The sequence below is a fragment of the Kitasatospora sp. NPDC004240 genome (assembly GCF_053603215.1).
In genome coordinates this window covers 18904-44179 of the sequence record NZ_JBSGFD010000061.1, presented here as the reverse complement: position 1 = coordinate 44179, position 25276 = coordinate 18904, and the positions used below count along the sequence as shown (strand labels likewise).

Genomic DNA, 25276 nt, shown 5'->3' with positions numbered 1-25276 from the left:
AGCAGCACCACGCCGCCCCGCCGGCGCAGCGCCGGCCCTGCTGCTGGACGTCGAGCAGTCCCGGCAGACCCCCTGGGAGGGCGCCTGGCCGCTGCCGGCCAGTCAGGTGCAGGCCGCCCGCTGGGTGCGCGCCCACAGCGAGCCGGCCGACGTGCTGGCCACCAACGCGCACTGCCGCTCCGAGACGGACTTCGCCGATCCCAAGGCGGTCTGCTGGAACTCCCTCTCCTTCTACCTGAGCGCCTACTCCGAGCGTTCGGTGCTGGTGGAGGGCTGGGCGTACTCGCCGCGGCTGATGTCGGAGAAGTCCGGCACCTTCTGGGACCAGGAGCTGCTGAAGCTCAACGACGACGCGGTCTACCACCCGACGGCGCAGATCCTGGACCGGCTGCACGACCGGTACAAGGTGCGCTACGTGGTGGTCAACCGCAAGGTGGCGCCGGAGTCACCGCTGCTGGGCACGCTGGCCACCCCGGTCTACGACAACGGCCGGATGGCCGTGTACGAGCTCTCCTGACCCGACGACGGAAGCATGGACAATCAGATGGTCTCCACGGAGAAGCCGGCCGGGGCCGTACGCGAGGAGCCGGCCGCGCCGGCCGGCACGGTCAAGCGGCAGATCCCGTCGTTCCTGGTGATCGGCGTGCTGAGCACGCTGTTCTACCTCGGCCTGTACGTGGTCGCGCGGCTGTTCGTCGACGCGCAGGCGGCGAACCTGATCGCGCTGGCGGTCAGCGCGGTCGCCAACACCGCGGCCAACCGCCGGTTCACCTTCGGCATCACCGGCTCCCAGGGCGCGCTGCGTCACCAGCTCCAGGGCGCGGTGGCCTTCCTGATCGGACTGGGGCTCAGCGCCGGCGTGCTGGCGCTGCTGGACCTCGCCGCCCCCGACGCCTCCAAGGTCGTCGAGGTCGGCGGACTGATCGTGGCCAACGGCCTGGCCACGGTGGCGCGGTTCCTGCTGATGAAGGTCTGGGTGTTCAAGGACTGACCGTCCGGGCCCGCGGGCCCGGCAGGGAACGGTCGCGCAGCCGCAGGGCCGGCTCCTCGACGTAGTGCCACGAGAACGCGGCCAGCACCCCGGTCGCGGTCAGTGCGCACGCCAGGAAGCCCGCCGTGCCCAGCGAGGCGCCGCCGATCAGCGCGAGCGCCTGCTCGACGGGGAACCCGTACACGTACACCCCGTACGAGTAGTCGTGGCGCCGCCCGATCGCCTGGCACCAGGCCGGCAGCCGGGCCGCCGCCCACAGCAGCAGGTACACCAGGGCCGGGTGACCGAGCTCGGGGAAGGCGCCGAGGCGCAGGGTGACGACGAAGGCGAGCGCGGCGGCCAGCGCCAGCCCGTCGTGGACGGGCACCCGGTCGGCCCACAGCCGCAGGGCGGCGCCGAGCAGGAACACCAGGCCCAGGTGGACCAGCAGGTAACCGCTCAGCCGCCCCACGCCGGGCAGGTCGAGCGCGGGCCCGGCCAGCGGGCTGGCGGGCGAGGGCAGATCGGCCAGGCCGGAGACGGTGAGCAGCCACAGCGCCGCGGCGGCCGCGAGCACCACCCGTCGGCGCAGCAGCCCGAGCGCGGCGATCAGCCCGGCCAGCAGGTAGCAGAGCACCTCGTACTTGAGGGACCACAGCGCGCCGTTGAGGCTGCGGTCGAAGTTGGTGCCGGCCCGCACGCCCTCGGCTATCACCCCGGAGACGTCCCAGCCGGTGGTGGGGGAGGCGCTGCCGAGGCTGGTCAGGTACGCGGCCGGGCCGTCGGGTCGGCCCCAGAAGCCGTCGAGGGAGCCGTGCTGGTGGAGGTAGAGCGCCGGCATCAGGACGAGCGCGCAGATCGTCAGCGAGGCGGCCAGCCCGGGCAGCAGGCGCAGCGCGCGGTGCCAGAGGTAGCGGCCGGGGCCGAGCCGGGCCGCGCTGCCCGTGATCATGAAGCCGGAGAGCGCGAAGAAGCCCAGGACGGCGGTCTTGCCGAGGTCGGTGCGCTGACCGCTCCACTCCCACAGCGGGTCCAGCCGCCCCCAGCCGACCGGGTAGACGTGCGAGACCACGACGGCCACGGCGAGCAGCAGGCGCAGCGCGCCGAAGGAGTTGGCCCGGCCGCCGCACAGCCGCGCCAGCGTGCCGTGCGTACGGGCTCCGCGGGGGCGGGGGGTCGGCGGTGGGAGGCGGCGTCGGCTCATGACTCCCCGGGGGTGGCGGGCCGGTACGGCGGGCGGGGCCCGGCCGCCACCGGGGCGGGGCCGGGCCCGGAGGCACGTCTTAAGGCTTGTCGGACACGCCCTGGCGGGAGACCTGGGCCTGCCAGAGCGCGCGGACGGCCTCGCGCAGCGAGCGGCGGGGGGCCCAGCCGAGCGCCTCGCGGGCGAGGGTGACGTCCAGCTGCTGCCACTCGGTCTCCGGGCCGGCGCCGTCCGGCGCGGGGACCTCGGTGATCCCGGTCGGCACGCCGCTCTCCTCGATCAGCAGCTCGACCAGGTGGCGGGCGGAGGAGGCCGTGCCGGTGCCGACGTTGACCACCGGCGGGACGGCCCGGCCCGCGGCGAGCGCCTCGGCGGCCAGGACGATGGCGTCCAGGGTGTCGGTGAGGTCGACGAAGTCGCGCTGCGCGGTGAGCGGCTGCAGGGACAGCGCGGCCTTCTCGCCGGCGAGCCGGGCCTCGTCGAGCTTCGCGGCCATCACGCCGAGCAGGCTGTGGCCGGGCTGTCCGGCGCCGACCACGTTGCCCAGCCGCAGCGAGGTGCCGGTCAGCCGGCCGGCCTCCACGGCCCGCACCACGGTCTCGGTGGCGATCAGCTTGAGCCGGCCGTACTCCATCACCGGGGCGGCGGTGTCCGCCTCGTGCTGGCTGACGCCGACCGGCACCAGGCCGTACTCGTGGACGGTGCCGAGGTGGATCAGCCAGGCGGGGACGGCCATCGCGCCGATCGCCTCGACCAGCCGCTCGACCAGGACGACGTTGGCCTCGTGCATCTGCGCGTCGTTCAGGCCCCACATGCCGCCGGCGGCGTTGACCACGGTGTCGATCCGCTCGCGCTCCAGGAGCGCGGTGAGCTCGGCGGGCTCGGAGGCGCACAGGTCGAAGGCGGCGAAGCGGCCGGGGGCGGGGAGCTCGGGCGCCTTGCGGGCCAGGGACAGGACCTCGGCGCCCTGCTCCTGGAAGCGGGCGCCGAGCACCCGGCCGATGAAGCCGGTGCCGCCGAGGACGGCCACCCGGGCCGGGGCCGTGTGCGGAGCGGTCATGGTGCGGGACTCCTAGCGGGAGGGGCTCAGCGGGGGAGGGGCGTGGTCGGCGCGGCCCGGTGGGGGCGGGCGCCGACGGGAGGCGGGCCCGGCGGGGCCCGACGGATCGGCGGGGCCTACCGGCTCAGCGGGGCTTGCCCGCGGTGCTGGTGGCGTTGCGCAGCAGCGTCCGGGCGCCGTCCCACTGGCCGGCGCGCACGGCGCCGGGCACCAGGGTCAGCGCGTGGATGCGGGCGGAGAGGTGCAGCCGGGAGGCCTTGGCGGCGCGCGGCCAGCCGTGCTCGTCGAGGCGGTCGGCGGCGTCCAGGAAGTAGCGCCGGGCCTCGGTGAAGCGGGTGCCGCTGAAGGCGGACGAGGAGGAGATGCTGACCGCGTGGCGGCGGTACTGGAACGCCCGGACGTCGTCGACGACCATCTGCTCGCCGGCCTGGAGCAGGTCGATGACCAGTGCCAGGTCCTGGATGATCTCCAGGTTGTCGCGGAAGCCGGTGCTCCTGATGGCCTCGGTGCGCCAGCAGATCGAGGGGAAGTACAGCCAGTTGCCCTTGAGCAGGCTGACGGCCAGGTCCTCGCCGCCCATCAGCACGCGGCCCTGCTGCCTGGGCGCGTAGATCCGGCGCTTGGCCTCGTCGGCGAGCGAGCTGCTGGGCCTGCCGTCGCCGTCGATCACCTGGACGCCCGGCTGGATCATCGCGACACCGGGGTGCTGGGCCAGGATCGAGCGGATGGTGGCGACGTAGTTGGGCAGCATGATGTCGTCGGTGCCCATGAACATCATGTACTCGTGCTCGGCCATGCCCAGGCACTTGCGGTAGTTGCCGGTCACGCCGAGGTTCCGCTCGTTGCGGAAGTACCGCACCCGGTCGTCGCCGAGGGCGGCGAACCACTCCGGCACCCCGGGCTCGCGGCCGTCGTCGACGACGGTCAGCCGCCAGTCCCCGTCGGTCTGGGCCAGCACGCTGTGCACCGCGGCCTGCATCAGCGCGACGTCGCCGTAGTACGGAAGCAGGATTTCCAGTGTGGTCATGAGGGGGGCACATCCGCTGGTCTGGTCGGGGCCGGGAGCAGGGCAGAGACCCTGCGGCTGGCCCATCATACTGAGCCCCTCCCCGGCGCCCGCCGGGCCGCCGCCCGCCCGGTACGACGATGCCCGGGCCCCGCCGAGGGGCGGCGGGCCCGGGCATCGCGCGGGATCAGCGGGTGCGCAGGCCCTCGGTGAAGGCCAGGCACTTCTCGTAGTCCGGCAGCAGACCGGAGGCGATCGCGTCGGCCAGCGAGGGAGCGGCGTCGTCGCGGGCGGACAGCTGCGGGGCGTCGGTGGGCCACTCGATGCCGAGGTCCGGGTCGAGCGGGTGCACGGCGTGCTCACCGGTCGGGTTGTAGGTCTCGGAGCAGACGTACGACAGCGTGGCGTCGTCGGTGAGCGCGCAGAAGCCGTGGCCGAAGCCCTCGGGGATGTAGACGGACCTGCGCTCGACGTCGTCGAGCCGGACGAACTCCCAGCGGCCGAAGGCCGGGGAGCCGACCCGCAGGTCCACGATCACGTCGAGGACGGCGCCGCGCACGCAGCTGACGTACTTGGCCTGGCCGGGCGGGACGTCGGCGAAGTGGATGCCGCGGACGACGTCCTTGGCCGACACCGAGAGGTTGCCCTGGGCGAGCCGCAGGGGGTGGCCGACGACCTCCTCCAGCCGGTCGAAGCGGTACCACTCCATGAACAGGCCGCGCGGGTCGCCGTGCTGCTGCGGGGTGACCTCGAACACGCCGGGGAGGGTGGAGAGCTCACGGAACCTCATCGCGCGGCCTCCTCGTCGAGCAGGGCGATCAGGTAGTCGCCGTAGCCGCTCTTGCGCAGCGGCTCGGCGAGCTCGCGCAGCCGGGCGGCGTCGATCAGGCCGGCGCGCCAGGCGGCCTCCTCGATGCAGCCGATCTTGAAGCCCTGGCGCTCCTCGATGACCCGGACGAACTCGGACGCCTGCACCATCGAGACGAAGGTGCCGGTGTCCAGCCACGCGGTGCCGCGGTCGAGGGTGGTCACGTGGAGCTCGCCGGCCTTGAGGTACTCCTCGTTGACGGCGGTGATCTCCAGCTCGCCGCGGGCGCTCGGGGTCAGCCCGGCGGCGATCTCGACGACGCGGTTGTCGTAGAAGTACAGGCCGGGCACCGCGTAGCGGGACTTCGGCTGGACGGGCTTCTCCTCGATGGAGATGACCTGGCCGGCCTCGTCGAACTCGACGACGCCGTACGCGGTCGGGTCGGCCACCGGGTAGGCGAAGACGCGGCCGCCGACCGGCTCGGTGTGCTGCGCGAGGCGGGTGCCGAGGCCGCTGCCGTGGAAGATGTTGTCGCCGAGGATCAGCGCGACCGGCTCGTCGCCGATGAAGTCCGCGCCGAGCACGAACGCCTGCGCGATGCCCTCGGGCTTCTCCTGGACGGCGTACTCCAGCTTGAGGCCCAGCTGGGAGCCGTCGCCCAGCAGGCGCTGGAACTGCTCCTGGTCCTGCGGAGTGGTGATGATCAGGATCTCGCTGATGCCGGCCATGACCAGCGTCGACAGCGGGTAGTAGATCATCGGCTTGTCGAAGACCGGGAGGAGCTGCTTCGAGACTGCTCGGGTCAGCGGCCACAGTCGTGACCCGGTGCCGCCCGCCAAGAGGATTCCACGCATGCCCCGCAGCTTATGTGACCCGCGGACCGGCCGGTTCCGCGCGTCGCCCCCGCCGGCCGCCGGGGGGTGTCCGGCCGGTCCCGGCGCAGGCCGGGGCCGTCGCGGGGCCGCAGGCCGGGGCCGCGGGCGGCCGGTCGACCCAGGGCGGAGGGCCGGGAAGGCACCGGTAGACTGCCCGCACTATGCGCATCCTCGTCACCGGCGGCGCCGGCTTCATCGGTTCAGAGTTCGTCCGCCAGCTGCTCGGCGCCGACGCAACGGATCAGATCACCGTCTTCGACAAGCTCACCTACTCGGGCGTCGAGGCCAACCTGGCGTCGGTGGCGGGCCACAGCGGCTACTCCTTCGTCCGGGGTGACATCTGCGACGTCGACGCCGTCGACCAGGTCATGCCCGGCCACGACGTCGTCGTCCACTTCGCGGCCGAGTCCCACGTGGACCGCTCGATCGCGGGCGCCGGCCCGTTCGTGCTGACCAACGTGGTCGGCACCCAGGTCCTGCTGGACGCCGCCCGCAAGCACGGCGTCGGCCGCTTCGTGCACATCTCCACCGACGAGGTGTACGGCTCGATCAGCGAGGGCTCCTGGACCGAGACCTGGCCGCTGGCCCCGAACTCCCCGTACTCCGCCTCCAAGGCCTCCTCCGACCTGCTGGCGCTGGCCTACCACCGCACGCACGGCATGGACGTCGTGGTGACCCGCTGCTCCAACAACTACGGGCACTACCAGTTCCCCGAGAAGGTCATCCCGCTCTTCACCACCAACCTGATCGACGGCAAGAAGGTGCCGCTGTACGGCGACGGCGGCAACGTCCGCGACTGGCTGCACGTCTCGGACCACTGCCGGGCCATCGAGCTGGTGATGCGGGGCGGCCGCGCCGGCGAGGTCTACAACATCGGCGGCGGCACCGAGGCCACCAACAAGGAGCTCACCGGCCTGCTGCTGGAGGCCGCCGGGGCCGGCTGGGACATGGTCGACCACGTCGCCGACCGCAAGGGCCACGACCTGCGCTACTCGATCGACATCAGCAAGATCCGCGAGGAGCTCGGCTACGAGCCGCAGGTGCGCTTCGAGGACGGCCTCGCCGCCACCATCGCCTGGTACCGCGAGAACCGCGCCTGGTGGGAGCCGCTGAAGGCCAAGGCCGCGCTGCGATGACGAACCCGGTGGCCAAGCTGCTGGGGGCGCTGCCCCCGGGCGTGCGCCTCGTCGCCGGCGGCACCGTCGTCCTCGGCGTCTCCTCGTACATCTTCCTGGCCCTGGCCGGGCACAGCTTGGACACCACCCAGGTCGCGGGCGTCTCGATGCTCTGGACCGTGGTCATGTCCGTCGGGTACGGGCTGTTCTCGCCGGTGGAGCTGGAGCTGACCCGCCTGGTGGCGGCCCGGGACGTGGCCGGCCACGGCCCCGGGCCGGCCGTGCGCAGGATCCTGCTGGTCACGGCCGGGGTGCTGACCGCGGTCCTCGCGGTGATCGCCGCGGCGGCCCGTCCGATCGCCGACCGCCTCTTCTCCGGCGACCTCGGCCTGGTCGCCGCCCTCGGCGGGGCCCTGGTGGGCCTGGCCGTCAGCTCGGTGGCCCGCGGCGTGCTGGCCGGCCTCGGCCACTTCGGCGCGTACGGGACCCAGCTGGCCGTCGACGGCGGGCTGCGGATCGGCCTGGCCGCGCTGATCCCGCTGTTCGGCGCGCACTCCGCGGCCGCCTTCGGCCTGATCCTGGTGGCGGCGCCGCTGCTCGCCTCCGTGATCGGGATGCGCAAGGTGGCCGCCGACCGCCGCGGCGGCGCGGCGCCTGCCTGGCGGGAGGTCACCACCGGTCTCGGCCTGCTGACCGGCTCCACCCTGCTCGCCCAACTCATGGTCAACGCCGCGGTGGTGAGCGTCGGCGTGCTCTCGCCGTCCTCCAAGGCGCTGATCGCCGCGCTGCTCAACGCGGTGGTGCTGGCCCGGGTGCCGCTGTTCGCCTACGCGGCGATCCAGGCGTCGCTGGTCTCCTCGCTCTCCGGCGCCGCGGCGGCCGGCCACCACGCGGAGTTCCGCAAGGTCCTGCTGCGCACCGGCGGCATCGTCGTGCTGATGTGCGCCGCGGCCGGGCTGCCGACCGTGCTGCTCGGCCCGTGGGCGATCCGGCTGCTCTTCAAGGCGCAGGACGTCCTGGGGGCGAGCGACTTCCTCTGGCTGGTGCTGGGCACGCTCTGTTACATGCTCGCCACGGTGTTCGGGCAGGCGCTGCTGTCGCTCGGCCGTCACCAGCGGCAGCTGCTGGGCTGGCTGGCGGGCACCGTGGTGCTGGTCGCCGTCACCATGGCGCCCGGCGGGATCGCCTCGCGGGTCGAACTCGCCTACCTGGCTGGTGCCGGGGTGAGCGCGGCTGCCATGCTATGGGCGCTGGCCCGCTCGCTCGCCGCTCCGGCCACGGCCGTGGCGGAGCCGAGGGCTCCGCTGGCGGCACGTCACTCGTCAGAGGTCTGACCCCTCCTGACCGGGCCTAGCACACTGGGCGACTGCGATGGGCGAACGCCACGCCTCTAATATGTCCGTACCCTTTGGCCACGCCACTGCCGCTGAAAGGCGCCCCCAGTCGTGCAACTCTCCGTCATCACCTCGATCACCGGCGTGCTGGTGCTCGTCTACATCCTGGAGCTGCTGCGCCGACAGCAACTCCGGGAGAAGTACGCGGCGATCTGGCTCGCCATCGGTGTCGTCGTGGCGCCGCTCGGCTTCTTCCCCACGATCCTGGACTCGACCGCCCGCCGGCTCGGCATCGCCTCGGGCGTCAGCCTGGTGCTCTTCGCCGGCTTCGTGCTGGTCCTGCTGGTCTCGCTCCACCTGAGCTGGGAGGCGTCCCGCCTGGAGGCCGAGACCCGCACCCTGGCCGAGGACATCGCGATGATGCGCGCGCATCTGGCCGAGCACCACGGCTTCCCGGTGGCCGGGGCCGACAACCCGGCGAGCGGCACGAACGACCCCGAGGTGAGGGCATGATCGACGGCAAGCGGGTACTGATCATCCTGCCGGCCTGGAACGAGTCCGAGGGTCTGCCCAAGATCCTCCGCGAGATCCAGCAGAAGCTCCCCGGCGTGGACACCCTGGTGGTCGACGACGGCTCGGTGGACAACACCGCCGCGGTGGCCGCGGCCTGCGGCTCCCGGGTCGCCCAGCTGCCGTACAACCTCGGCGTCGGCGGCGCGATGCGCTTCGGCTACCGGTACGCCCACCTGCACGGCTACGACGTCGCGCTGCAGTGCGACGCGGACGGCCAGCACGACCCCGCGTACGTGCCCGCCCTGCTGGCCAAGCTGGAGGAGGCGGACCTCGTCATCGGCGCCCGCTTCGACGGCGAGGGCAGCTACAAGGTCCGCGGGCCCCGCAAGTGGGCCATGAAGCTGCTCTCCGTGGTGCTCTCCCAGATCACCCGCACCCGCCTGACGGACACCACGTCCGGGTTCAAGGCCTGCAACAAGACCATGATCGAGTTCTTCGCCCAGTGGTACCCGGTCGAGTACCTGGGCGACACCATCGAGAGCATGGTCGGCGCCGCCCGCTGCGGCTTCGTGATCCGCCAGGTGCCGGTCGCCATGCGCGAGCGCACCACCGGCACCCCCAGCGCCTCCCCGGTCAAGGCCATGATCTACCTGGCCCGCGCCGGCCTGGTGCTGCTGCTGGCGATGATCCGCCGGATGCCGCCGCACCTGAAGACCCTGCGCGGCAAGGCCCTCGCGGCCGCCCCGCAGGGACAGCTCGTCGGCCGCGGCTGACACCGGTTCCGGTGACGACGCCGGGCACGTGGCGCAAGGCGACCGGCGAGGGCCGGAGCCGCCTTGCTAGCGTGTCCGGCGACGGCCGCTCCGTTCGTACCCGACGGCCGACCTGAGACGACCGCGCACCCGGCGCCGCCCGGACCGCGCCAGCTGCTCTCGCCCGCCCCGGTGAGACGGCCCGACCTGCGGCAGTCTGCCGCTTCACGGAAGCGAACTTGACATGACGGATCTGGCCCCGGACGTCGTCGGCGGCCCCCCCGGCGCGGAACGCGACCCGGGGACACCCGCCGGCACCGGTAAGCCGATCGCCGCCGGGACGGGCTCCCGGTGGACGCGCTGGACCGAGAACCGCTGGCTGCTGCGGGCCGCGGAGGCCCTCGTCAGCGTCGTCGCGGCGCTCGGCTTCATGCTGCTGTGCACCCACATCAGCGTCAACCCCACCACCCGCGTCGGCCAGGTCAGCGGACTCGCCAAGATCCAGCAGTACGCGGCCGTCGTGGGCCTCCCGCTCCTCGCGGCCCTGCTCTTCCTCGCCTACCGCGGCACCCTGCGGTACTACCAGGTCGCCCAGCGCCTCGCCTGCGCCGCCCTGGCCGGCCTGAGCACCGGCGTGGTGGCCGGCGGCATCGTCGTCGCGCTGCACGGCACCCCCTGGGGCCTCGGCGGCCAGGAGGGCGACCCGGGCAACCTCATGGGCATGGCCAACGACATGATCCGGGGCAAGGGCCTGCCGGGCGTCTACCCGCCGCTGTTCCCGGCCCTGATGGCGCTCTGGGCCAAGGTCTTCCACAACGGCATCGCCGGCGTCGGCCACGCCCTCAAGGACCTCCAGCTGATCCTCAGCGCGCTGGTCGGCCCGATGGCGTACGTCGCCTGGCGGATGCTGCTGCGCCCGTTCTGGGCGATGGCGGTGGCCGTGCCGACCTCGATCGTCTTCCTCGACCCGATCCGCCCCTACAGCCACGGCTCGATGCTGGTGCTGCTGCCGCTGCTGGCCGCCTGCTTCCGCGAGATCCGCCGCGCCGACGAGCTGTCCGTCCGCTCGGCGCTGCTGCGGGGCCTCGGCTTCGGCGTGGCGTTCGGCGTGATGTTCCTCTGGTACTCCGGCTGGTACCTGTGGGCCGCGCCGGGCTCCTTCCTGCTCGTCCTGCTGATCTTCCCGTGGCGCCGCGGCCGCCGGGCCCTCCAGCGGGTGGCGCTCTTCCTCGGCGCGATGCTGGCCACCGCCGCGGTGATCGGCGCCCCGTTGCTCTACCAGCTGGTCCGGCTCGGCGCGTCCACCATGGACCGCTACGCCTACATCAACACCTACATCGACCCGGCCTACGTCCTGGGCTGGGCCTCGGACCGCGCCGGCGGGCAGAACTACCAGAACTTCCCGCAGGCCGGCGAGCTCGCCGGGCAGAGCGGCTTCGCCGTGGTGCTGCTGCTCGGCGTCGGCCTCGGCATCGGCCTGGGCCTGCGCAACATCGTGGTGCGCACCGCCGCGTTCGTCCTGATCGGCTCCTGGCTGCTGCGCTTCTGGTTCGCCTCGCACATGGAGCACAACCAGGCCGTCCAGCTCTACCCGCGCACCACCTGGATCATCTTCTACTGCCTGATCGTCCTCGCCGTGATGGGCGTCATGCTCACCTACGAGCGGGGCTTCGGCTGGGTGCGCGGCACCCTGGAGGAGGTGGCCCCGGCCAAGGCGGCCCGGATCTCCCCGCGGGCGCTGGCGCAGCTGTCCGCCGGCCTGGTCTGCGCGGTCGCGCTGTTCGCGACCATGGGCGCCTCCTGGTCGGCCAACCGCTACATGCCCTCCACCAACCCGGCCGTCGAGGACATGGGCCTGGACGCGCTCCGCGCCCACCTGCAGCAGCTGGACAACGGCAAGTGCCCGAAGTACTCGCCGTACAACGGCAAGCGGGACTGCAACCCGATCAACATGGAGCTCGCCGAGTACACCTTCGAGCCGGACAACGGCAAGCTGTGGTGCGCCAACACCATGAACAACTACGACCAGGTGTGCGGCCGCCCGCCGAAGAAGTAGCCGGTGGCGGGCGTTCCCCCGCGCGGTGACGATCGGGGCCGGTGAGGGAGACCTCACCGGCCCCGATTGGCATTCCGGCTGCTCCGTGTGGCAGTATGTCCAAGTTGCTCGGTTGAGTGCCGATGCTGCGCGCCTCCCGCCGGGAGGACCGGAAGCGAGTCCCATGTACTCGTCGTTCCCGTGATGGCCGTTCATGTGTTCACGTGAAGTGTGTGAATGCAGTGGTGTGTAGTCGACACCGCGGCAGCTGCGGGGCGGACGTACGGGAATCTTCCGGGAAGCGTGGGCGGGGCCTCGACCCGGTGCCTGGTGGGTGCAAGACCTGCCGAACCCGTGGGAAATCCGCGAGAGGGTGACCTCTTCCGGATTTTTTGCAAGCGAGAGGGCGACACGCCCGAGCGCGGGGGTCGGAGGTAACCACCCGGGGGCGCCACCGGAGGAGTCCACCCGGACGACTCCGGCCGTACGAGCAGCAGAAGACGAAGGACTACGAAGTAGCCATGGCGGGACAGAAGATCCGCATCCGGCTCAAGGCCTACGACCACGAGGTCATCGACTCCTCGGCGAAGAAGATCGTCGAGACGGTGATCCGCACTGGTGCGCAGGTCGCGGGCCCGGTGCCGCTGCCCACTGAGAAGAACGTGTACTGCGTCATCCGCTCGCCGCACAAGTACAAGGACTCGCGCGAGCACTTCGAGATGCGTACTCACAAGCGTCTGATCGACATCCTCGACCCCACGCCGAAGACGGTTGACTCGCTCATGCGTCTCGACCTGCCGGCTGGCGTCGACATCGAGATCAAGCTCTGAGAGGCGCACCGAAGATGGCTAAGCAGATTAAGGGCATCCTGGGCGAGAAGCTCGGCATGACCCAGGTCTGGGACGAGAACAACCGGATCGTTCCGGTGACCGTCGTCAAGGCTGGGCCCAATGTCGTGACCCAGGTCCACACCGCCGACAGCCCGGCCGGCTACGACGCCGTCCAGATCGGCTTCGGCGAGATCGACCCCCGCAAGGTGAACAAGCCCCTCGCGGGCCACTTCGCCAAGGCCGGTGTCACCCCGCGCCGCCACCTGGTCGAGCTGCGTACCTCGGACGCGTCCGAGTACACGCTGGGCCAGGAGATCACCGCCGAGCTGTTCGAGGCGGGTGTCAAGGTCGACGTGACCGGCACCTCCAAGGGCAAGGGCTTCGCCGGTGTCATGAAGCGCCACAACTTCCGTGGTCTCGGCGCCGGTCACGGCACCCAGCGCAAGCACCGTTCGCCCGGTTCCATCGGTGGCTGCGCCACCCCGGGCCGCGTGTTCAAGGGCCTGCGCATGGCCGGTCGGATGGGTCACGAGCGTGTGACCACCCAGAACCTGACCGTGCACGCGGTCGACGCGGAGAAGGGCCTGCTGCTCATCAAGGGCGCCGTCCCGGGCCCGAACGGCGGCCTCGTCCTCGTCCGCACCGCGGCGAAGGGGCTGTGAGGAAATGAGCACCATTGACATCCTGTCGCCGGCTGGCGACAAGACCGGCAGCCTCGAGCTGCCGGCCGAGATCTTCGACGCGAAGGTCAGCGTTCCGCTGATGCACCAGGTCGTCGTGGCGCAGCTCGCTGCGGCCCGTCAGGGCACCCACAAGACCAAGACTCGTGGCGAGGTCCGCGGCGGCGGCAAGAAGCCGTACCGCCAGAAGGGCACCGGCCGCGCCCGTCAGGGCTCGACCCGTGCGCCGCAGTTCGCCGGCGGTGGCGTCGTGCACGGTCCCGTGCCGCGCGACTACTCGCAGCGGACCCCGAAGAAGATGATCGCCGCCGCCCTGCGCGGTGCGCTCACCGACCGGGCCCGCCACAACCGCATCCACGTCGTCACCGGCGTGACCGCGACCGAGGCGCCGTCGACCAAGGCCGCCAAGAGCCTGTTCGGCAAGATCACCGAGCGCAAGAACGTCCTCCTGGTCGTCGAGCGCGCGGACGAGCTGGGCCTGAAGTCCGCTCGCAACCTGCCGAACGTGCACATCCTGGACGCCGGTCAGCTGAACACCTACGACGTGCTCGTCTCCGACGATGTGGTCTTCACCCAGGCCGCCTTCGAGCGTTTCGTGGCCGGTCCGGCCGCGTCCGCCAAGGCCGTTGCCGCTGAGGGCGAGCTCGAAGGGAGCGCCGCCTGATGAGCGACGTTACGAGCAAGACGTTCACGGACCCCCGTGACGTCCTGGTGAAGCCGGTCATCTCCGAGAAGAGCTACAGCCTTCTCGACGAGAACAAGTACACGTTCATCGTGTCGCCGGGCGCCAACAAGACCCAGATCAAGCAGGCCGTCGAGGCGGTCTTCTCGGTCAAGGTCGAGGCTGTCAACACGATCAACCGTCAGGGCAAGCGCAAGCGCTCCAAGACGGGCTTTGGCAAGCGCAAGGACACCAAGCGCGCCATCGTGACGCTGGCCGAGGGCAACCGCATCGACATCTTCGGTGGTCCGGTCTCCTGACAAGGGGATCGTGATCGTCGATAAGGACGAGGACGAGAGAGCCAAATGGGCATCCGCAAGTACAAGCCGACTACGCCGGGCCGTCGTGGCTCCAGCGTGGCCGACTTCGTAGAAATCACGCGGTCCACGCCGGAGAAGTCGCTGGTTCGCCCCCTGCACAGCAAGGGCGGCCGTAACAACGCCGGTCGTGTCACTGCTCGCCACCAGGGTGGCGGTCACAAGCGCGCCTACCGCGTGATCGACTTCCGTCGTCACGACAAGGACGGCGTGCCGGCCAAGGTCGCGCACATCGAGTACGACCCCAACCGCACCGCGCGCATCGCGCTCCTGCACTACGCGGACGGCGAGAAGCGCTACATCATCGCCCCCCGTGGCATCACGCAGGGTGACCGGATTGAGAACGGCGCCGGCGCCGACATCAAGCCCGGCAACAACCTGCCGCTGCGCAACATCCCGGTCGGTACCACCATCCACGCGGTGGAGCTGCGTCCCGGCGGCGGTGCCAAGCTGGCCCGCTCGGCCGGCTCCGGCATCCAGCTGCTGGCGCGTGAGGGCAAGATGGCGCACCTGCGCATGCCCTCCGGTGAGATCCGCCTGGTGGACGCGCGCTGCCGCGCGACCGTCGGCGAGGTCGGCAACGCCGAGCAGTCGAACATCAACTGGGGCAAGGCCGGCCGTATGCGCTGGAAGGGCGTCCGCCCGACCGTGCGTGGTGTCGCCATGAACCCGATCGACCACCCGCACGGTGGTGGTGAGGGTAAGACCTCCGGTGGTCGCCACCCGGTCTCGCCGTGGGGTAAGCCCGAGGGCCGTACCCGTCGCCCGAACAAGGCGTCGGACAAGCTCATCGTGCGCCGCCGCAAGACCAACAAGAAGCGCTAGGAGCAGGTCAGATGCCGCGCAGTCTTAAGAAGGGCCCCTTCATCGACGGCCACCTCATCAAGAAGGTGGACGCTCAGAACGAGGCGGGTACCCAGAACGTCATCAAGACCTGGTCCCGTCGCTCCGTGATCTCCCCGAGCATGCTCGGCCACACGATCGCGGTTCACGATGGTCGCAAGCACGTCCCGGTGTTCGTCACCGAGTCGATGGTCGGCCACAAGCTGGGCGAGTTCGCTCCGACCCGCACCTTCCGCGGCCACGTCAAGGACGACCGCAAGTCGAAGCGTCGCTAGTCGCCTGAGCTTCACCGCCAGAACGACTCAATGACTTACTCCATTAAGGGGACAACCATGGAAGCCAGGGCCCAGGCGCGGTACATCCGCGTCACGCCCATGAAGGCCCGCCGCGTGGTGGACCTCATCCGTGGCCTGAACGCCACGGAGGCCCAGGCCGTCCTGCGTTTCGCTCCGCAGGCCGCCACCGTGCCGGTCGGCAAGGTGCTCGACAGCGCCATTGCCAACGCCGCGCACAACTACAACCACTCCAACGTGGACGACCTCTACATCTCTGAGGCGTACGTTGACGAGGGCCCGACCCTGAAGCGGTTCCGTCCGCGCGCTCAGGGTCGTGCCTACCGGATCCGCAAGCGGACCAGCCACATCACCGTGGTCGTCAGCAGCAAGGAAGGGACCCGGTAATGGGCCAGAAGGTTAACCCGCACGGGTTCCGCCTCGGCATCAGCACGGACTTCAAGTCCCGCTGGTACGCCGACAAGCTGTACAAGGACTACGTCAAGGAAGACGTCGCCATTCGTCGCATGATGACGAAGGGCATGGAGCGCGCCGGCATCTCCAAGGTCGAGATCGAGCGCACCCGCGACCGCGTCCGCGTTGACATCCACACCGCTCGCCCCGGCATCGTCATCGGTCGCCGCGGCACCGAGGCCGACCGCATCCGCGGCGACCTCGAGAAGCTGACCGGCAAGCAGGTCCAGCTGAACATCCTCGAGGTCAAGAACCCCGAGCTGGACGCCCAGCTCGTGGCTCAGGGCGTCGCGGAGCAGCTGTCCTCCCGCGTCTCCTTCCGTCGTGCCATGCGCAAGTCGATGCAGGGCACCATGAAGTCCGGCGCCAAGGGCATCAAGGTCCAGTGCTCCGGTCGTCTCGGCGGCGCCGAGATGAGCCGTTCGGAGTTCTACCGCGAGGGTCGCGTGCCGCTGCACACCCTCCGTGCGAACGTCGACTACGGCTTCTTCGAGGCCAAGACCACCTTCGGCCGCATCGGCGTGAAGGTCTGGATCTACAAGGGCGACGTCAAGAACATCGCCGAGGTCCGCGCTGAGAACGCCGCTGCCCGCTCGGGCAACCGCCCGGCCCGTCCCGAGGGTGGTCGTCCCGCCCGCGGTGGCGAGCGCCGTGGTGGCGAGCGCGGTGGCCGCGGCCGTCGTCCCGCCGCTGCCGAGGCCCAGGCCCCGGCTGCCGAGGCTCCGGCTGCCGAGAACACCGGAACGGAGGCCTGACCGACATGCTGATCCCCCGTCGGGTCAAGCACCGCAAGCAGCACCACCCGAAGCGCCGTGGCGCTTCGAAGGGTGGCACCGAGCTGGCGTTCGGCCAGTTCGGCATCCAGGCCGTGACCCCGGCCTATGTGACGAACCGTCAGATCGAGTCCGCTCGTATCGCGATCACCCGTCACATCCGCCGTGGCGGCAAGGTCTGGATCAACATCTACCCGGACCGCCCGCTCACCAAGAAGCCGGCCGAGACCCGCATGGGTTCCGGTAAGGGTTCGCCGGAGTGGTGGATCGCGAACGTGCACCCGGGTCGGGTCATGTTCGAGCTGTCGTACCCGAACGAGAAGGTGGCTCGTGAGGCGCTCACCCGCGCTGCTCACAAGCTCCCGATGAAGTGCCGGATCGTCCGGCGCGAGGACGGTGAGAGCTGATGTCGGCCGGCACCAAGGCTGCTGAGCTTCGCGAGCTGGACAACGAGGGCCTCGTTGCCAAGCTCCGTGAGGCCAAGGAGGAGCTGTTCAACCTCCGCTTCCAGGCGGCGACCGGGCAGCTCGACAACCACGGACGGCTGAAGCTCGTCCGTAAGGACATCGCGCGGATCTACACCCTGATGCGCGAGCGCGAGCTGGGCATCGAGACGGTGGAGAACGCCTGATGACTGAGAACACCAACGAGACGCGCGGTTTCCGCAAGACCCGTGAGGGTCTCGTCGTCAGCGACAAGATGGACAAGACCGTCGTCGTCGCCGTCGAGGACCGCGTCAAGCACGCTCTGTACGGCAAGGTCATCCGCCGCACGAGCAAGCTGAAGGCGCACGACGAGCAGAACGCGTGCGGCATCGGCGACCGGGTCCTCCTCGCGGAGACCCGCCCGCTGTCCGCGACGAAGCGCTGGCGCGTCGTCGAGATCCTCGAGAAGGCCAAGTAACGAAGCCGATGAGGTACGGCCGTATGTGCACAGGGTCCCCCCGGGACGCCGGTGTGAGCAGCGGCCGGCCCGTCGACTCTCGTTGACGATCAGGAGAAAGCTGTGATCCAGCAGGAGTCGCGACTGCGTGTCGCCGACAACACTGGTGCCAAGGAGATCCTTTGCATCCGTGTTCTCGGTGGCTCCGGTCGCCGCTACGCCGGTATCGGGGACGTCATCGTCGCGACCGTCAAGGACGCGATCCCCGGTGGCTCGGTGAAGAAGGGTGACGTCGTCAAGTGCGTCGTCGTCCGCACCGTCAAGGAGCGTCGTCGTCCGGATGGCTCGTACATCCGCTTCGACGAGAACGCGGCGGTCGTTCTGAAGAACACCGAGGGTGACCCCCGTGGCACCCGCATCTTCGGCCCGGTGGGCCGCGAGCTGCGCGACAAGAAGTTCATGAAGATCATCTCGCTGGCCCCGGAGGTGCTCTAACCGATGGCGAACAGCATGAAGATCAAGAAGGGTGACCTGGTTCAGGTCATCACCGGCAAGGACAAGGGCAAGCAGGGCAAGGTCATCCAGGCCATCCCCGCTGAGAACAAGGTCCTGGTCGAGGGTGTGAACCGGGTCAAGAAGCACACCAAGCCGGGTCCGGGCACCCAGGGTGGCATCGTCACCGTCGAGGCCCCGGTTCACGTCTCCAACGTCCAGCTGGTCGTGGAGAAGGACGGCAAGAAGGTCGTCACCCGCGTTGGCTACCGCTTCGACGACGAGGGCAACAAGATCCGCGTTGCCAAGCGAACCGGTGAGGACATCTGATGTCTGAGACGACTGTTGAGAAGGTGACCCCCCGTCTCAAGGAGCGTTACAACTCCGAGATCAAGGGTCAGCTGCACGAGCAGTTCTCGTACGAGAACGTCATGCTGATCCCCGGCCTGGTCAAGGTCGTGGTCAACATGGGTGTCGGCGAGGCCGCCCGTGACAGCAAGCTGATCGAGGGCGCGATCCGCGACCTGACCGCGATCACCGGTCAGAAGCCGGCCGTGACCAAGGCCCGCAAGTCCATCGCGCAGTTCAAGCTGCGCGAGGGCCAGCCGATCGGCACCCACGTCACCCTCCGTGGTGACCGCATGTGGGAGTTCCTGGACCGTCTGGTGTCGCTGGCCCTGCCGCGTATCCGTGACTTCCGTGGCCTCTCCCCGAAGCAGTTCGACGGCCGTGGCAACTACACCTTCGGTCTGACCGAGCAGGTTATGTTCCACGAGATCGACCAGGACAAGGTCGACCGTCAGCGCGGTATGGACATCACCGTCGTGACCACCGCTCAGACCGACGACGAGGGCCGGGCGCTCCTGCGCGCTCTGGGCTTCCCGTTCAAGGAGGCGTGAGCCAATGGCGAAGAAGTCCCTCATCGCGAAGGCCGAGCGTAAGCCGAAGTTCGGCGTCCGGGCCTACACCCGGTGCCAGCGCTGCGGCCGTCCGCACTCGGTGTACCGCAAGTTCGGCCTGTGCCGTGTGTGCCTCCGTGAGATGGCGCACCGCGGCGAGCTGCCGGGCGTGACCAAGAGCTCCTGGTAGTCCTCCCCCGGGAGAGACCGGAGCCCTAGGCACCGTACGCGACGCAGAGGTGCCCGATCCCACACCGCCCGTTTTTGGGCTCTCCTACGGAATCCCGTAAGGTTGTGGGGTCGGGCCCCCTGCCACGGCTTCCCCATGGACGTCCGTGGCCCTCTCGAGGGAGGGCTCGCACCCAGTCTTACTACGTCGCAGGTCCCCTGCGCTTGTGCCCCTGCCGCACTCCCCGGAGTGCGGAAGGGGGACCTGGCGCGGAGAAACCACGGCGAGAGAGGCCTGAGGCCATCATGACCATGACCGACCCCATCGCAGACATGCTCACGCGTCTGCGTAACGCGAACTCGGCGTACCACGACTCCGTGGCGATGCCGGCCAGCAAGATCAAGGCGCACGTCGCCGAGATCCTGCAGCAGGAGGGGTACATCTCCTCCTACAAGGTTGAGGAGCCCACCGAGGGCGAGGTCGGCAAGAAGCTGACCATCGAGCTCAAGTTCGGCCCCAACCGTGAGCGCTCGATCGCTGGCATCAAGCGGATCAGCAAGCCGGGCCTGCGGGTCTACGCAAAGTCCACCAACCTGCCGAAGGTCCTCGGCGGCCTGGGCGTGGCGATCATCTCCACGTCCTCCGGTCTCCTCACGGACAAGCAGGCTGCCAAGAAGGGCGTAGGCGGAGAAGTTCTCGCCTACGTCTGGTAATTCGGGAAACGGAGGTACAGCAATGTCGCGCATTGGACGGCTGCCCATCCCGGTTCCCGCCGGCGTGGACGTCACCATCGATGGCCAGGCGGTCTCGGTGAAGGGCCCGAAGGGTTCCCTCACCCACCTCGTCGCCGCGCCGATCGAGATCGGCAAGGGCGAGGACGGCACTCTGGCCGTCACCCGCCCCAACGACGAGCGTCAGTCGAAGGCCCTGCACGGCCTGACCCGCACGCTGGTGGCGAACATGATCACCGGCGTGACCGCGGGCTACCGCAAGTCGCTGGAGATCAGCGGTGTTGGTTACCGAGTCGCTGCGAAGGGCTCCGACATGGAGTTCCAGCTCGGCTACAGCCACCCGATCCTGGTCGAGGCCCCGGAGGGCATCTCCTTCGTGGTCGAGTCGCCCACCAAGTTCCACGTGGACGGCATCGACAAGCAGAAGGTCGGCGAGGTCGCCGCGAAGATCCGCAAGCTGCGCAAGCCCGACCCGTACAAGGCCAAGGGTGTCAAGTACGCGGGCGAGGTCATCCGCCGCAAGGTCGGAAAGAGTGGTAAGTAAGCGATGAGTGTCTCTGTCAAGATCGGCAAGGGCAACGCCTACAAGAGCGCCGCTCGCAAGCGCCGCGCGATCCGCGTTCGCAAGCGCGTCGTCGGCACCGAGGTGCGTCCGCGCCTCGTCGTGACGCGCTCGAACCGTCACATGGTCGCCCAGGTCATCGACGACGCCAAGGGTCACACCCTGGCGTCGGCGTCCACCCTCGACGTGTCCATCAAGGGCGCCGAGGGCGACAAGACCGAGCTGGCCAAGAAGGTCGGGAGCCTGGTCGCCGAGCGCGCCAAGGCCGCCGGCATCGAGTCGGTCGTCTTCGACCGCGCGGGCAACCGGTACGCCGGCCGCATCGCCGCTCTGGCCGATGCTGCCCGTGAGGCCGGGCTCGACTTCTAAGCCGCTCGTCGGCTCAGTCGACGGACGTAATCGAGAGAGGTAATTCCAATGGCTGGACCCCAGCGCCGCGGTAGCGGCGCCGGCGGCGGCACCGGCGGTGGCGAGCGGCGCGACCGTAAGCGTGACGACCGGGGTAACGCCCCCGCCGTCGAGAAGACCGCTTACGTCGAGCGCGTCGTCGCGATCAACCGTGTCGCCAAGGTTGTCAAGGGTGGTCGTCGTTTCAGCTTCACCGCGCTGGTCGTGGTGGGCGACGGTGACGGCACCGTAGGTGTCGGCTACGGGAAGGCGAAGGAGGTTCCGGCCGCCATCGCCAAGGGTGTTGAGGAGGCCAAGAAGAACTTCTTCAAGGTCCCCCGTATCCAGGGCACCATCCCGCACCCGATCCAGGGCGAGAAGGCCGCCGGCGTCGTGCTCCTGAAGCCGGCTGCCCCCGGTACCGGTGTTATCGCCGGTGGCCCGGTGCGTGCCGTCCTGGAGTGCGCCGGCATCCACGACATCCTGTCGAAGTCGCTCGGCTCGGACAACGCGATCAACATCGTGCACGCCACCGTGGCCGCTCTGAAGGGCCTCGTGCGCCCCGAGGAGATCGCCGCCCGTCGTGGCCTGCCGCTGGAGGACGTGGCTCCCGCCGCCCTGCTGCGGGCTCGTGCTGCTGGGGTGAGCGCCTGATGGCTCGCCTCAAGATCACGCAGACCAAGTCGTACATCGGCAGCAAGCAGAACCACCGTGACACCCTGCGTTCGCTCGGCCTGAAGCGCATGCACGACGTCGTGGTGAAGGAGGACCGTCCCGAGATCCGCGGGATGGCCCACACGGTCCGTCACCTGGTGACGGTTGAGGAGGTGGACTGATCATGGGCGACAACCCGATCAAGATCCACAACCTGCGGCCCGCCCCGGGTGCCAAGACCGACAAGATCCGCGTGGGTCGTGGCGAGGGCTCCAAGGGTAAGACCGCCGGTCGTGGTACCAAGGGCACCAAGGCCCGCTACCAGGTTCCGCAGCGCTTCGAGGGTGGCCAGATGCCGCTCCACATGCGTCTGCCGAAGCTGAAGGGCTTCAAGAACCCGTTCAAGATCACGTTCCAGGTCGTCAACCTCGACAAGCTGGCCGAGCTCTACCCGCAGGGTGGCGAGGTCACGGTCGAGGACCTGGTCGCGAAGGGCGCGGTTCGCAAGAACTCCCTCGTCAAGGTGCTCGGCACCGGCGAGATCTCGGTCGCGCTGCAGGTGACGGTCGACGCCGTCTCCGGCTCCGCCGCCGAGAAGATCACCGCCGCCGGCGGCACCGTCACCGAGCTCGTCTGAGCCCGCTGACATTCACACGGGCCCCGCACCTCCTTTTCCGGAGGTGCGGGGCCCGTGCGTTTCCCGGGCCCTTCGGCCCTCGTTCTTTTGTGTGGCAAATCCGGGCATCCCGTACCCCTTGAGTGGGGGAGGGGCAGTGCGCGCTTCTTTCGAGTGGCTGCGCACTGTTAGAGTCCGTGGAGTTCCCTTGTAGGCTGCGCATAGGCTCGCCTGTGCCGTCCGTACGGGGGCCCGAAACCGCAAAACTCCCCATTCAGGACCGACCCTCCCGCCGACGACGCGCGGGAGGCGCAGGAGGCACCGTGCTCAGTGCGTTCGCGCGGGCGTTCCAGACGCCCGACCTGCGCAAGAAGCTGCTGTTCACGCTGGGCATCATGGTGCTGTTCCGGCTGGGCTCGCACGTCCCCGTACCCGGGGTGGACTTCAAGGCCGTCAACGAGTGCGTGAAAGTCAGCGAGACCGGCGGCCTGTTCGGGCTCGTCAACCTCTTCAGCGGTGGCGCACTCCTCCAGCTGACGATCTTCGCCCTCGGCATCATGCCGTACATCACGGCGAGCATCATCCTCCAGCTCCTCACCGTCGTGATCCCGCGGCTGGAGGCACTGAAGAAGGAGGGGCAGGCCGGTACGGCGAAGATCACGCAGTACACCCGCTACCTCACCATCGCGCTCGCCGTGCTCCAGGGCACCGGCATCATCGCGACGGCCTCCAGCGGCGCGCTGTTCTCGAACTGCATCTACGCCAACCAGATCGTCCCGAACCAGTCGATCTTCACGATCGCCGTCATGGTCATCACGATGACCGCGGGCACCACGTTCATCATGTGGCTGGGCGAGCTGATCACGGACCGCGGTATCGGCAACGGCATGTCCATCCTGATCTTCACCTCGATCGCCGCCGGCTTCCCGGGCTCGATGTGGGGCATCAAGGTCAACGGCACCATCGGTGGCGGCTGGGTCGAGTTCCTCTCCGTCGTCGCGGTCGGCATCATCGTTGTGATGCTGGTCATCTTCGTCGAGCAGGCGCAGCGCCGGATCCCGGTCCAGTACGCGAAGCGCATGATCGGTCGCCGGGCCTTCGGCGGTACCTCGACCTACATCCCGCTCAAGGTCAACCAGGCCGGTGTCATCCCGGTCATCTTCGCCTCGTCGCTGCTCTACATCCCGGCGCTGGTGGTACAGCTGACCAACAGCCAGGCCGGCTGGGCGAACTGGATCCGCACCAACTTCGTCCAGGGTGACCACCCGGTCTACATGGCGACCTACTTCCTGCTGATCGTCTTCTTCGCCTTCTTCTACGTGGCCATCTCCTTCAACCCCGAAGAAGTTGCCGACAATATGAAGAAGTATGGTGGGTTCATCCCGGGCATCCGGGCCGGCCGGCCGACGGCCGAGTACCTGAACTACGTGCTCACCCGCATCACGTGGCCGGGTTCGCTCTACCTGGGCCTGATCGCGTTGATCCCGATGATCGCCCTGGTCGCCTTCGGACAGCAGACCAACTTCCCGTTCGGCGGCACCAGCGTGCTCATCGTCGTCGGCGTCGGACTCGAAACTGTGAAGCAGATCGAGAGCCAGCTCCAGCAGCGCAATTACGAAGGGTTCCTCCGCTGATGCGTATCGTCCTCGTCGGGCCTCCCGGGGCCGGGAAGGGTACTCAGGCGCACCTGCTCGCCAAGACCCTGTCCATCCCCCACATCTCCACCGGCGACCTCTTCCGCGCCAACATCGGCCAGGGCACCCCGCTGGGGCTCGAAGCCAAGAGCTACATGGACGCGGGCCGGCTGGTGCCGGACGAGGTCACCATCGGGATGGCCAAGGACCGCATGCTCCAGGCCGACGCCGCCAACGGCTTCCTCCTGGACGGCTTCCCCCGCAACCTGGGCCAGGCCAAGGCGCTGGACGAGTTCCTCGCCGAGCAGGGCATCGCCCTGGACGGCGTGCTGGACCTGGAGGTCCCCGAGGAGGAGGTCGTCAAGCGCATCGCCGGACGCCGCCTCTGCCGCAAGGACGGCGGCCACGTGTTCCACGTGGACTACAACCCGCCGAAGGCCGAGGGCGTCTGCGACGAGTGCGGCGGCGAGCTGTACCAGCGCTCGGACGACACCGAGGAGGCGGTTCGCACCCGCCTGGAGGTCTACCACACGGAGACCGAGCCGATCATCGACTACTACCGCCAGCAGGGCCTCCTGGAGACCATCCCGGCCCTGGGCAAGGTGGACGAGGTCACCCGGCGCGCGATCACCGCGCTGAAGCAGGACAGCTGACCCACAGCGTCGCCGTACGGCCGCGCCGCCCCCGCCGGGGCGGCGCGGCCGTACGGCGTCGTACGGTGGAACGAGTGCACGGCCGCCCGGCAAGGACCGGGTGGAGGACCCAGGAAGGCGTGACCCAGATGGTGGAGATCAAGACCCCCGAGCAGATCGCGAAGATGCGAGCGGCCGGGCTGGTCGTCGCCGAGGCGCTCAAGGCGTGCCGCGCGGCGGTGGCCCCGGGGGTGACCACCCAGGAGATCAACGACGTCGCCGACAAGGTGATCACCGAGCACGGCGCCACCTCGAACTTCCGCGCCCACCACGGCGGCCTCTGGTTCCCGGGCGTGATCTGCGCCTCGGTGAACAACGAGGTCGTGCACGGCATCCCCGGCGAGCGGGTGCTCCAGGAGGGCGACCTGATCTCCATCGACTGCGGCGCGATCCTGGACGGCTGGCACGGCGACGCGGCCATCACGGTGGCGGTCGGCGAGGTGCGTCCCGAGGTCGAGATGCTGAGCCGGGTCACCGAGGGCTCGATGTGGGCCGGCATCGCCCAGATGAAGAAGGGCAACCGGCTGGTCGACGTCTCCAAGGCGATCGAGGGCTACATCCGGCGCCAGCCGCTGCCGCCCAAGGGCAAGTGGGGCATCACCGAGGGGTACGGCGGCCACGGCATCGGCACCGCGATGCACATGGAGCCGCACGTGCTGAACTACGTCGAGCGCGGCCGCGGCAAGGGCCCCAAGCTGATCCCGGGCACCGTCCTGGCGATCGAGCCGATGGTCTCGCTGGGCACCCCGCACACCAGCGTCCTGGAGGACGACTGGACCGTGGTGACCAACGACGGCACCTGGGCCTCGCACTGGGAGCACTCGGTGGCCGTCACCGAGCAGGGCCCGCTGGTGCTGACCGCCTTCGACGGCGGCAAGGAGGCCCTGGCGAAGCTCGGGATCACCGCCGCGCCGGACCCGCTCGGCTAATCGTTTCTTCGCCCGCGGTCCGGGACCACCCGTACGGCCGGCAGGGC

Annotated in this window: 36 protein-coding genes; 31 read left to right on the top strand and 5 right to left on the bottom strand. The window is 69.6% G+C overall.

Annotated features, from left to right (window positions below; translation table 11 throughout):
• Both ACWEQL_RS18655 and ACWEQL_RS18650 read left to right on the top strand, forming a co-directional pair.
• On the top strand, positions 1 to 517 hold a 517-nt coding region (locus ACWEQL_RS18655), incomplete at its 5' end, for a hypothetical protein (RefSeq protein WP_452151341.1).
• 15 nt (positions 518 to 532) lie between these two features.
• Positions 533 to 991, top strand: a complete 459-nt coding sequence (locus ACWEQL_RS18650) for a GtrA family protein (protein ID WP_452151340.1) — start codon at positions 533 to 535, stop codon at positions 989 to 991.
• On the opposite strand, the gene ACWEQL_RS18645 is transcribed toward ACWEQL_RS18650, so the two are convergent.
• From ACWEQL_RS18645 to rfbA, 5 genes are all read right to left on the bottom strand, one after another.
• Positions 981 to 2174, bottom strand: a complete 1194-nt coding sequence (locus ACWEQL_RS18645; protein WP_452151339.1) for an acyltransferase family protein — start codon at positions 2172 to 2174, stop codon at positions 981 to 983. The genes ACWEQL_RS18650 and ACWEQL_RS18645 overlap by 11 nt on opposite strands.
• Positions 2175 to 2253: 79 nt before the next feature.
• The gene (locus ACWEQL_RS18640) at positions 2254 to 3234 is read right to left on the bottom strand and encodes an NAD-dependent epimerase/dehydratase family protein (protein ID WP_452151338.1); all 981 of its coding nucleotides are present in this window, start codon (positions 3232 to 3234) and stop codon (positions 2254 to 2256) included.
• Positions 3235 to 3358: 124 nt separating this feature from the next.
• Positions 3359 to 4261, bottom strand: a complete 903-nt coding sequence (locus ACWEQL_RS18635) for a glycosyltransferase family 2 protein (protein WP_452151337.1) — start codon at positions 4259 to 4261, stop codon at positions 3359 to 3361.
• Between the two features lie 166 nt (positions 4262 to 4427).
• On the bottom strand, positions 4428 to 5030 hold the full coding sequence (gene rfbC, locus ACWEQL_RS18630; protein WP_452151336.1) for a dTDP-4-dehydrorhamnose 3,5-epimerase: 603 nt from the start codon (positions 5028 to 5030) through the stop codon (positions 4428 to 4430).
• Positions 5027 to 5902, bottom strand: coding sequence for a glucose-1-phosphate thymidylyltransferase RfbA (rfbA, locus tag ACWEQL_RS18625; protein ID WP_452151335.1), 876 nt, complete (start codon positions 5900 to 5902; stop codon positions 5027 to 5029). Before rfbA ends, rfbC begins: the two co-directional genes overlap by 4 nt.
• A 182-nt stretch (positions 5903 to 6084) precedes the next feature.
• On the opposite strand from rfbA, the gene rfbB reads away from it, so the two are divergent.
• The 29 genes from rfbB (at position 6085) to map (ending at position 25229) form a co-directional block, all read left to right on the top strand.
• Positions 6085 to 7059, top strand: a complete 975-nt coding sequence (gene rfbB / locus ACWEQL_RS18620; protein WP_452151334.1) for a dTDP-glucose 4,6-dehydratase — start codon at positions 6085 to 6087, stop codon at positions 7057 to 7059.
• Positions 7056 to 8372 (top strand): hypothetical protein, encoded by a 1317-nt coding sequence (locus tag ACWEQL_RS18615; protein ID WP_452151333.1) that lies wholly within the window; start codon positions 7056 to 7058, stop codon positions 8370 to 8372. The genes rfbB and ACWEQL_RS18615 overlap by 4 nt, the downstream gene beginning before the upstream one ends.
• A gap of 111 nt (positions 8373 to 8483) precedes the next feature.
• Entirely contained in the window at positions 8484 to 8885 is a 402-nt protein-coding gene (locus ACWEQL_RS18610) for a DUF2304 family protein (protein ID WP_452151332.1), read from the top strand.
• On the top strand, positions 8882 to 9658 hold the full coding sequence (locus ACWEQL_RS18605) for a glycosyltransferase family 2 protein (protein ID WP_452151331.1): 777 nt from the start codon (positions 8882 to 8884) through the stop codon (positions 9656 to 9658). The genes ACWEQL_RS18610 and ACWEQL_RS18605 overlap by 4 nt, the downstream gene beginning before the upstream one ends.
• 223 nt (positions 9659 to 9881) lie before the next feature.
• Positions 9882 to 11693 (top strand): hypothetical protein, encoded by a 1812-nt coding sequence (locus ACWEQL_RS18600; RefSeq protein WP_452151330.1) that lies wholly within the window; start codon positions 9882 to 9884, stop codon positions 11691 to 11693.
• Positions 11694 to 12193: 500 nt separating this feature from the next.
• On the top strand, positions 12194 to 12502 hold the full coding sequence (rpsJ, locus tag ACWEQL_RS18595) for a 30S ribosomal protein S10 (RefSeq protein ID WP_012785157.1): 309 nt from the start codon (positions 12194 to 12196) through the stop codon (positions 12500 to 12502).
• Between the two features lie 14 nt (positions 12503 to 12516).
• On the top strand, positions 12517 to 13164 hold the full coding sequence (gene rplC, locus ACWEQL_RS18590; RefSeq protein ID WP_329927665.1) for a 50S ribosomal protein L3: 648 nt from the start codon (positions 12517 to 12519) through the stop codon (positions 13162 to 13164).
• A 4-nt stretch (positions 13165 to 13168) separates the two neighbouring features.
• Positions 13169 to 13846: a 50S ribosomal protein L4 gene (rplD, locus tag ACWEQL_RS18585; protein WP_452151329.1), complete on the top strand. Its 678-nt coding sequence runs from the start codon at positions 13169 to 13171 to the stop codon at positions 13844 to 13846.
• On the top strand, positions 13846 to 14163 hold the full coding sequence (gene rplW, locus ACWEQL_RS18580; protein WP_030280768.1) for a 50S ribosomal protein L23: 318 nt from the start codon (positions 13846 to 13848) through the stop codon (positions 14161 to 14163). The genes rplD and rplW overlap by 1 nt, the downstream gene beginning before the upstream one ends.
• Before the next feature lie 45 nt (positions 14164 to 14208).
• Positions 14209 to 15045, top strand: coding sequence for a 50S ribosomal protein L2 (rplB, locus tag ACWEQL_RS18575; RefSeq protein WP_207810337.1), 837 nt, complete (start codon positions 14209 to 14211; stop codon positions 15043 to 15045).
• Between the two features lie 11 nt (positions 15046 to 15056).
• Positions 15057 to 15338, top strand: a complete 282-nt coding sequence (gene rpsS, locus ACWEQL_RS18570) for a 30S ribosomal protein S19 (protein WP_035848164.1) — start codon at positions 15057 to 15059, stop codon at positions 15336 to 15338.
• A gap of 57 nt (positions 15339 to 15395) precedes the next feature.
• A complete protein-coding gene (gene rplV / locus ACWEQL_RS18565) occupies positions 15396 to 15743 on the top strand; it encodes a 50S ribosomal protein L22 (protein ID WP_030232471.1) in 348 nt (115 codons plus the stop codon).
• Positions 15743 to 16564, top strand: coding sequence for a 30S ribosomal protein S3 (gene rpsC, locus ACWEQL_RS18560; protein WP_452151328.1), 822 nt, complete (start codon positions 15743 to 15745; stop codon positions 16562 to 16564). The genes rplV and rpsC overlap by 1 nt, the downstream gene beginning before the upstream one ends.
• Positions 16565 to 16569: 5 nt before the next feature.
• Positions 16570 to 16989, top strand: coding sequence for a 50S ribosomal protein L16 (gene rplP, locus ACWEQL_RS18555; RefSeq protein ID WP_030300385.1), 420 nt, complete (start codon positions 16570 to 16572; stop codon positions 16987 to 16989).
• Positions 16989 to 17213 carry a 50S ribosomal protein L29 gene (gene rpmC, locus ACWEQL_RS18550; protein WP_030055825.1) on the top strand — a complete coding sequence of 75 codons (225 nt, stop codon included), beginning with the start codon at positions 16989 to 16991 and terminating at the stop codon, positions 17211 to 17213. Before rplP ends, rpmC begins: the two co-directional genes overlap by 1 nt.
• The gene (gene rpsQ, locus ACWEQL_RS18545) at positions 17213 to 17485 is read left to right on the top strand and encodes a 30S ribosomal protein S17 (RefSeq protein WP_452151327.1); all 273 of its coding nucleotides are present in this window, start codon (positions 17213 to 17215) and stop codon (positions 17483 to 17485) included. The genes rpmC and rpsQ overlap by 1 nt, the downstream gene beginning before the upstream one ends.
• Positions 17486 to 17587: 102 nt before the next feature.
• Positions 17588 to 17959 carry a 50S ribosomal protein L14 gene (gene rplN, locus ACWEQL_RS18540; RefSeq protein WP_030232481.1) on the top strand — a complete coding sequence of 124 codons (372 nt, stop codon included), beginning with the start codon at positions 17588 to 17590 and terminating at the stop codon, positions 17957 to 17959.
• A 15-nt stretch (positions 17960 to 17974) separates the two neighbouring features.
• On the top strand, positions 17975 to 18286 hold the full coding sequence (gene rplX, locus ACWEQL_RS18535) for a 50S ribosomal protein L24 (RefSeq protein ID WP_345286354.1): 312 nt from the start codon (positions 17975 to 17977) through the stop codon (positions 18284 to 18286).
• Entirely contained in the window at positions 18286 to 18855 is a 570-nt protein-coding gene (gene rplE / locus ACWEQL_RS18530; protein ID WP_196949335.1) for a 50S ribosomal protein L5, read from the top strand. Before rplX ends, rplE begins: the two co-directional genes overlap by 1 nt.
• Before the next feature lie 4 nt (positions 18856 to 18859).
• Positions 18860 to 19045: a type Z 30S ribosomal protein S14 gene (locus ACWEQL_RS18525; protein WP_030393303.1), complete on the top strand. Its 186-nt coding sequence runs from the start codon at positions 18860 to 18862 to the stop codon at positions 19043 to 19045.
• Between the two features lie 284 nt (positions 19046 to 19329).
• Complete coding sequence (gene rpsH / locus ACWEQL_RS18520) at positions 19330 to 19737, top strand: 30S ribosomal protein S8 (protein ID WP_033213994.1); 408 nt, start codon at positions 19330 to 19332, stop codon at positions 19735 to 19737.
• Between the two features lie 22 nt (positions 19738 to 19759).
• Positions 19760 to 20299, top strand: coding sequence for a 50S ribosomal protein L6 (rplF, locus tag ACWEQL_RS18515; protein WP_452151326.1), 540 nt, complete (start codon positions 19760 to 19762; stop codon positions 20297 to 20299).
• A 3-nt stretch (positions 20300 to 20302) separates the two neighbouring features.
• A complete protein-coding gene (gene rplR / locus ACWEQL_RS18510; protein ID WP_030280785.1) occupies positions 20303 to 20686 on the top strand; it encodes a 50S ribosomal protein L18 in 384 nt (127 codons plus the stop codon).
• 48 nt (positions 20687 to 20734) lie between these two features.
• Positions 20735 to 21358 carry a 30S ribosomal protein S5 gene (gene rpsE, locus ACWEQL_RS18505; protein WP_030055834.1) on the top strand — a complete coding sequence of 208 codons (624 nt, stop codon included), beginning with the start codon at positions 20735 to 20737 and terminating at the stop codon, positions 21356 to 21358.
• Positions 21358 to 21540 (top strand): 50S ribosomal protein L30, encoded by a 183-nt coding sequence (gene rpmD, locus ACWEQL_RS18500; RefSeq protein ID WP_030055835.1) that lies wholly within the window; start codon positions 21358 to 21360, stop codon positions 21538 to 21540. The genes rpsE and rpmD overlap by 1 nt, the downstream gene beginning before the upstream one ends.
• Positions 21541 to 21542: 2 nt before the next feature.
• Positions 21543 to 21995 carry a 50S ribosomal protein L15 gene (gene rplO / locus ACWEQL_RS18495; RefSeq protein WP_255752515.1) on the top strand — a complete coding sequence of 151 codons (453 nt, stop codon included), beginning with the start codon at positions 21543 to 21545 and terminating at the stop codon, positions 21993 to 21995.
• A gap of 302 nt (positions 21996 to 22297) precedes the next feature.
• Complete coding sequence (secY, locus tag ACWEQL_RS18490; protein ID WP_452151325.1) at positions 22298 to 23608, top strand: preprotein translocase subunit SecY; 1311 nt, start codon at positions 22298 to 22300, stop codon at positions 23606 to 23608.
• Positions 23608 to 24261 (top strand): adenylate kinase, encoded by a 654-nt coding sequence (locus ACWEQL_RS18485; RefSeq protein ID WP_452151324.1) that lies wholly within the window; start codon positions 23608 to 23610, stop codon positions 24259 to 24261. Before secY ends, ACWEQL_RS18485 begins: the two co-directional genes overlap by 1 nt.
• Before the next feature lie 128 nt (positions 24262 to 24389).
• Positions 24390 to 25229 (top strand): type I methionyl aminopeptidase, encoded by an 840-nt coding sequence (gene map / locus ACWEQL_RS18480; RefSeq protein ID WP_452151342.1) that lies wholly within the window; start codon positions 24390 to 24392, stop codon positions 25227 to 25229.
• Positions 25230 to 25276 lie beyond the last annotated feature (47 nt).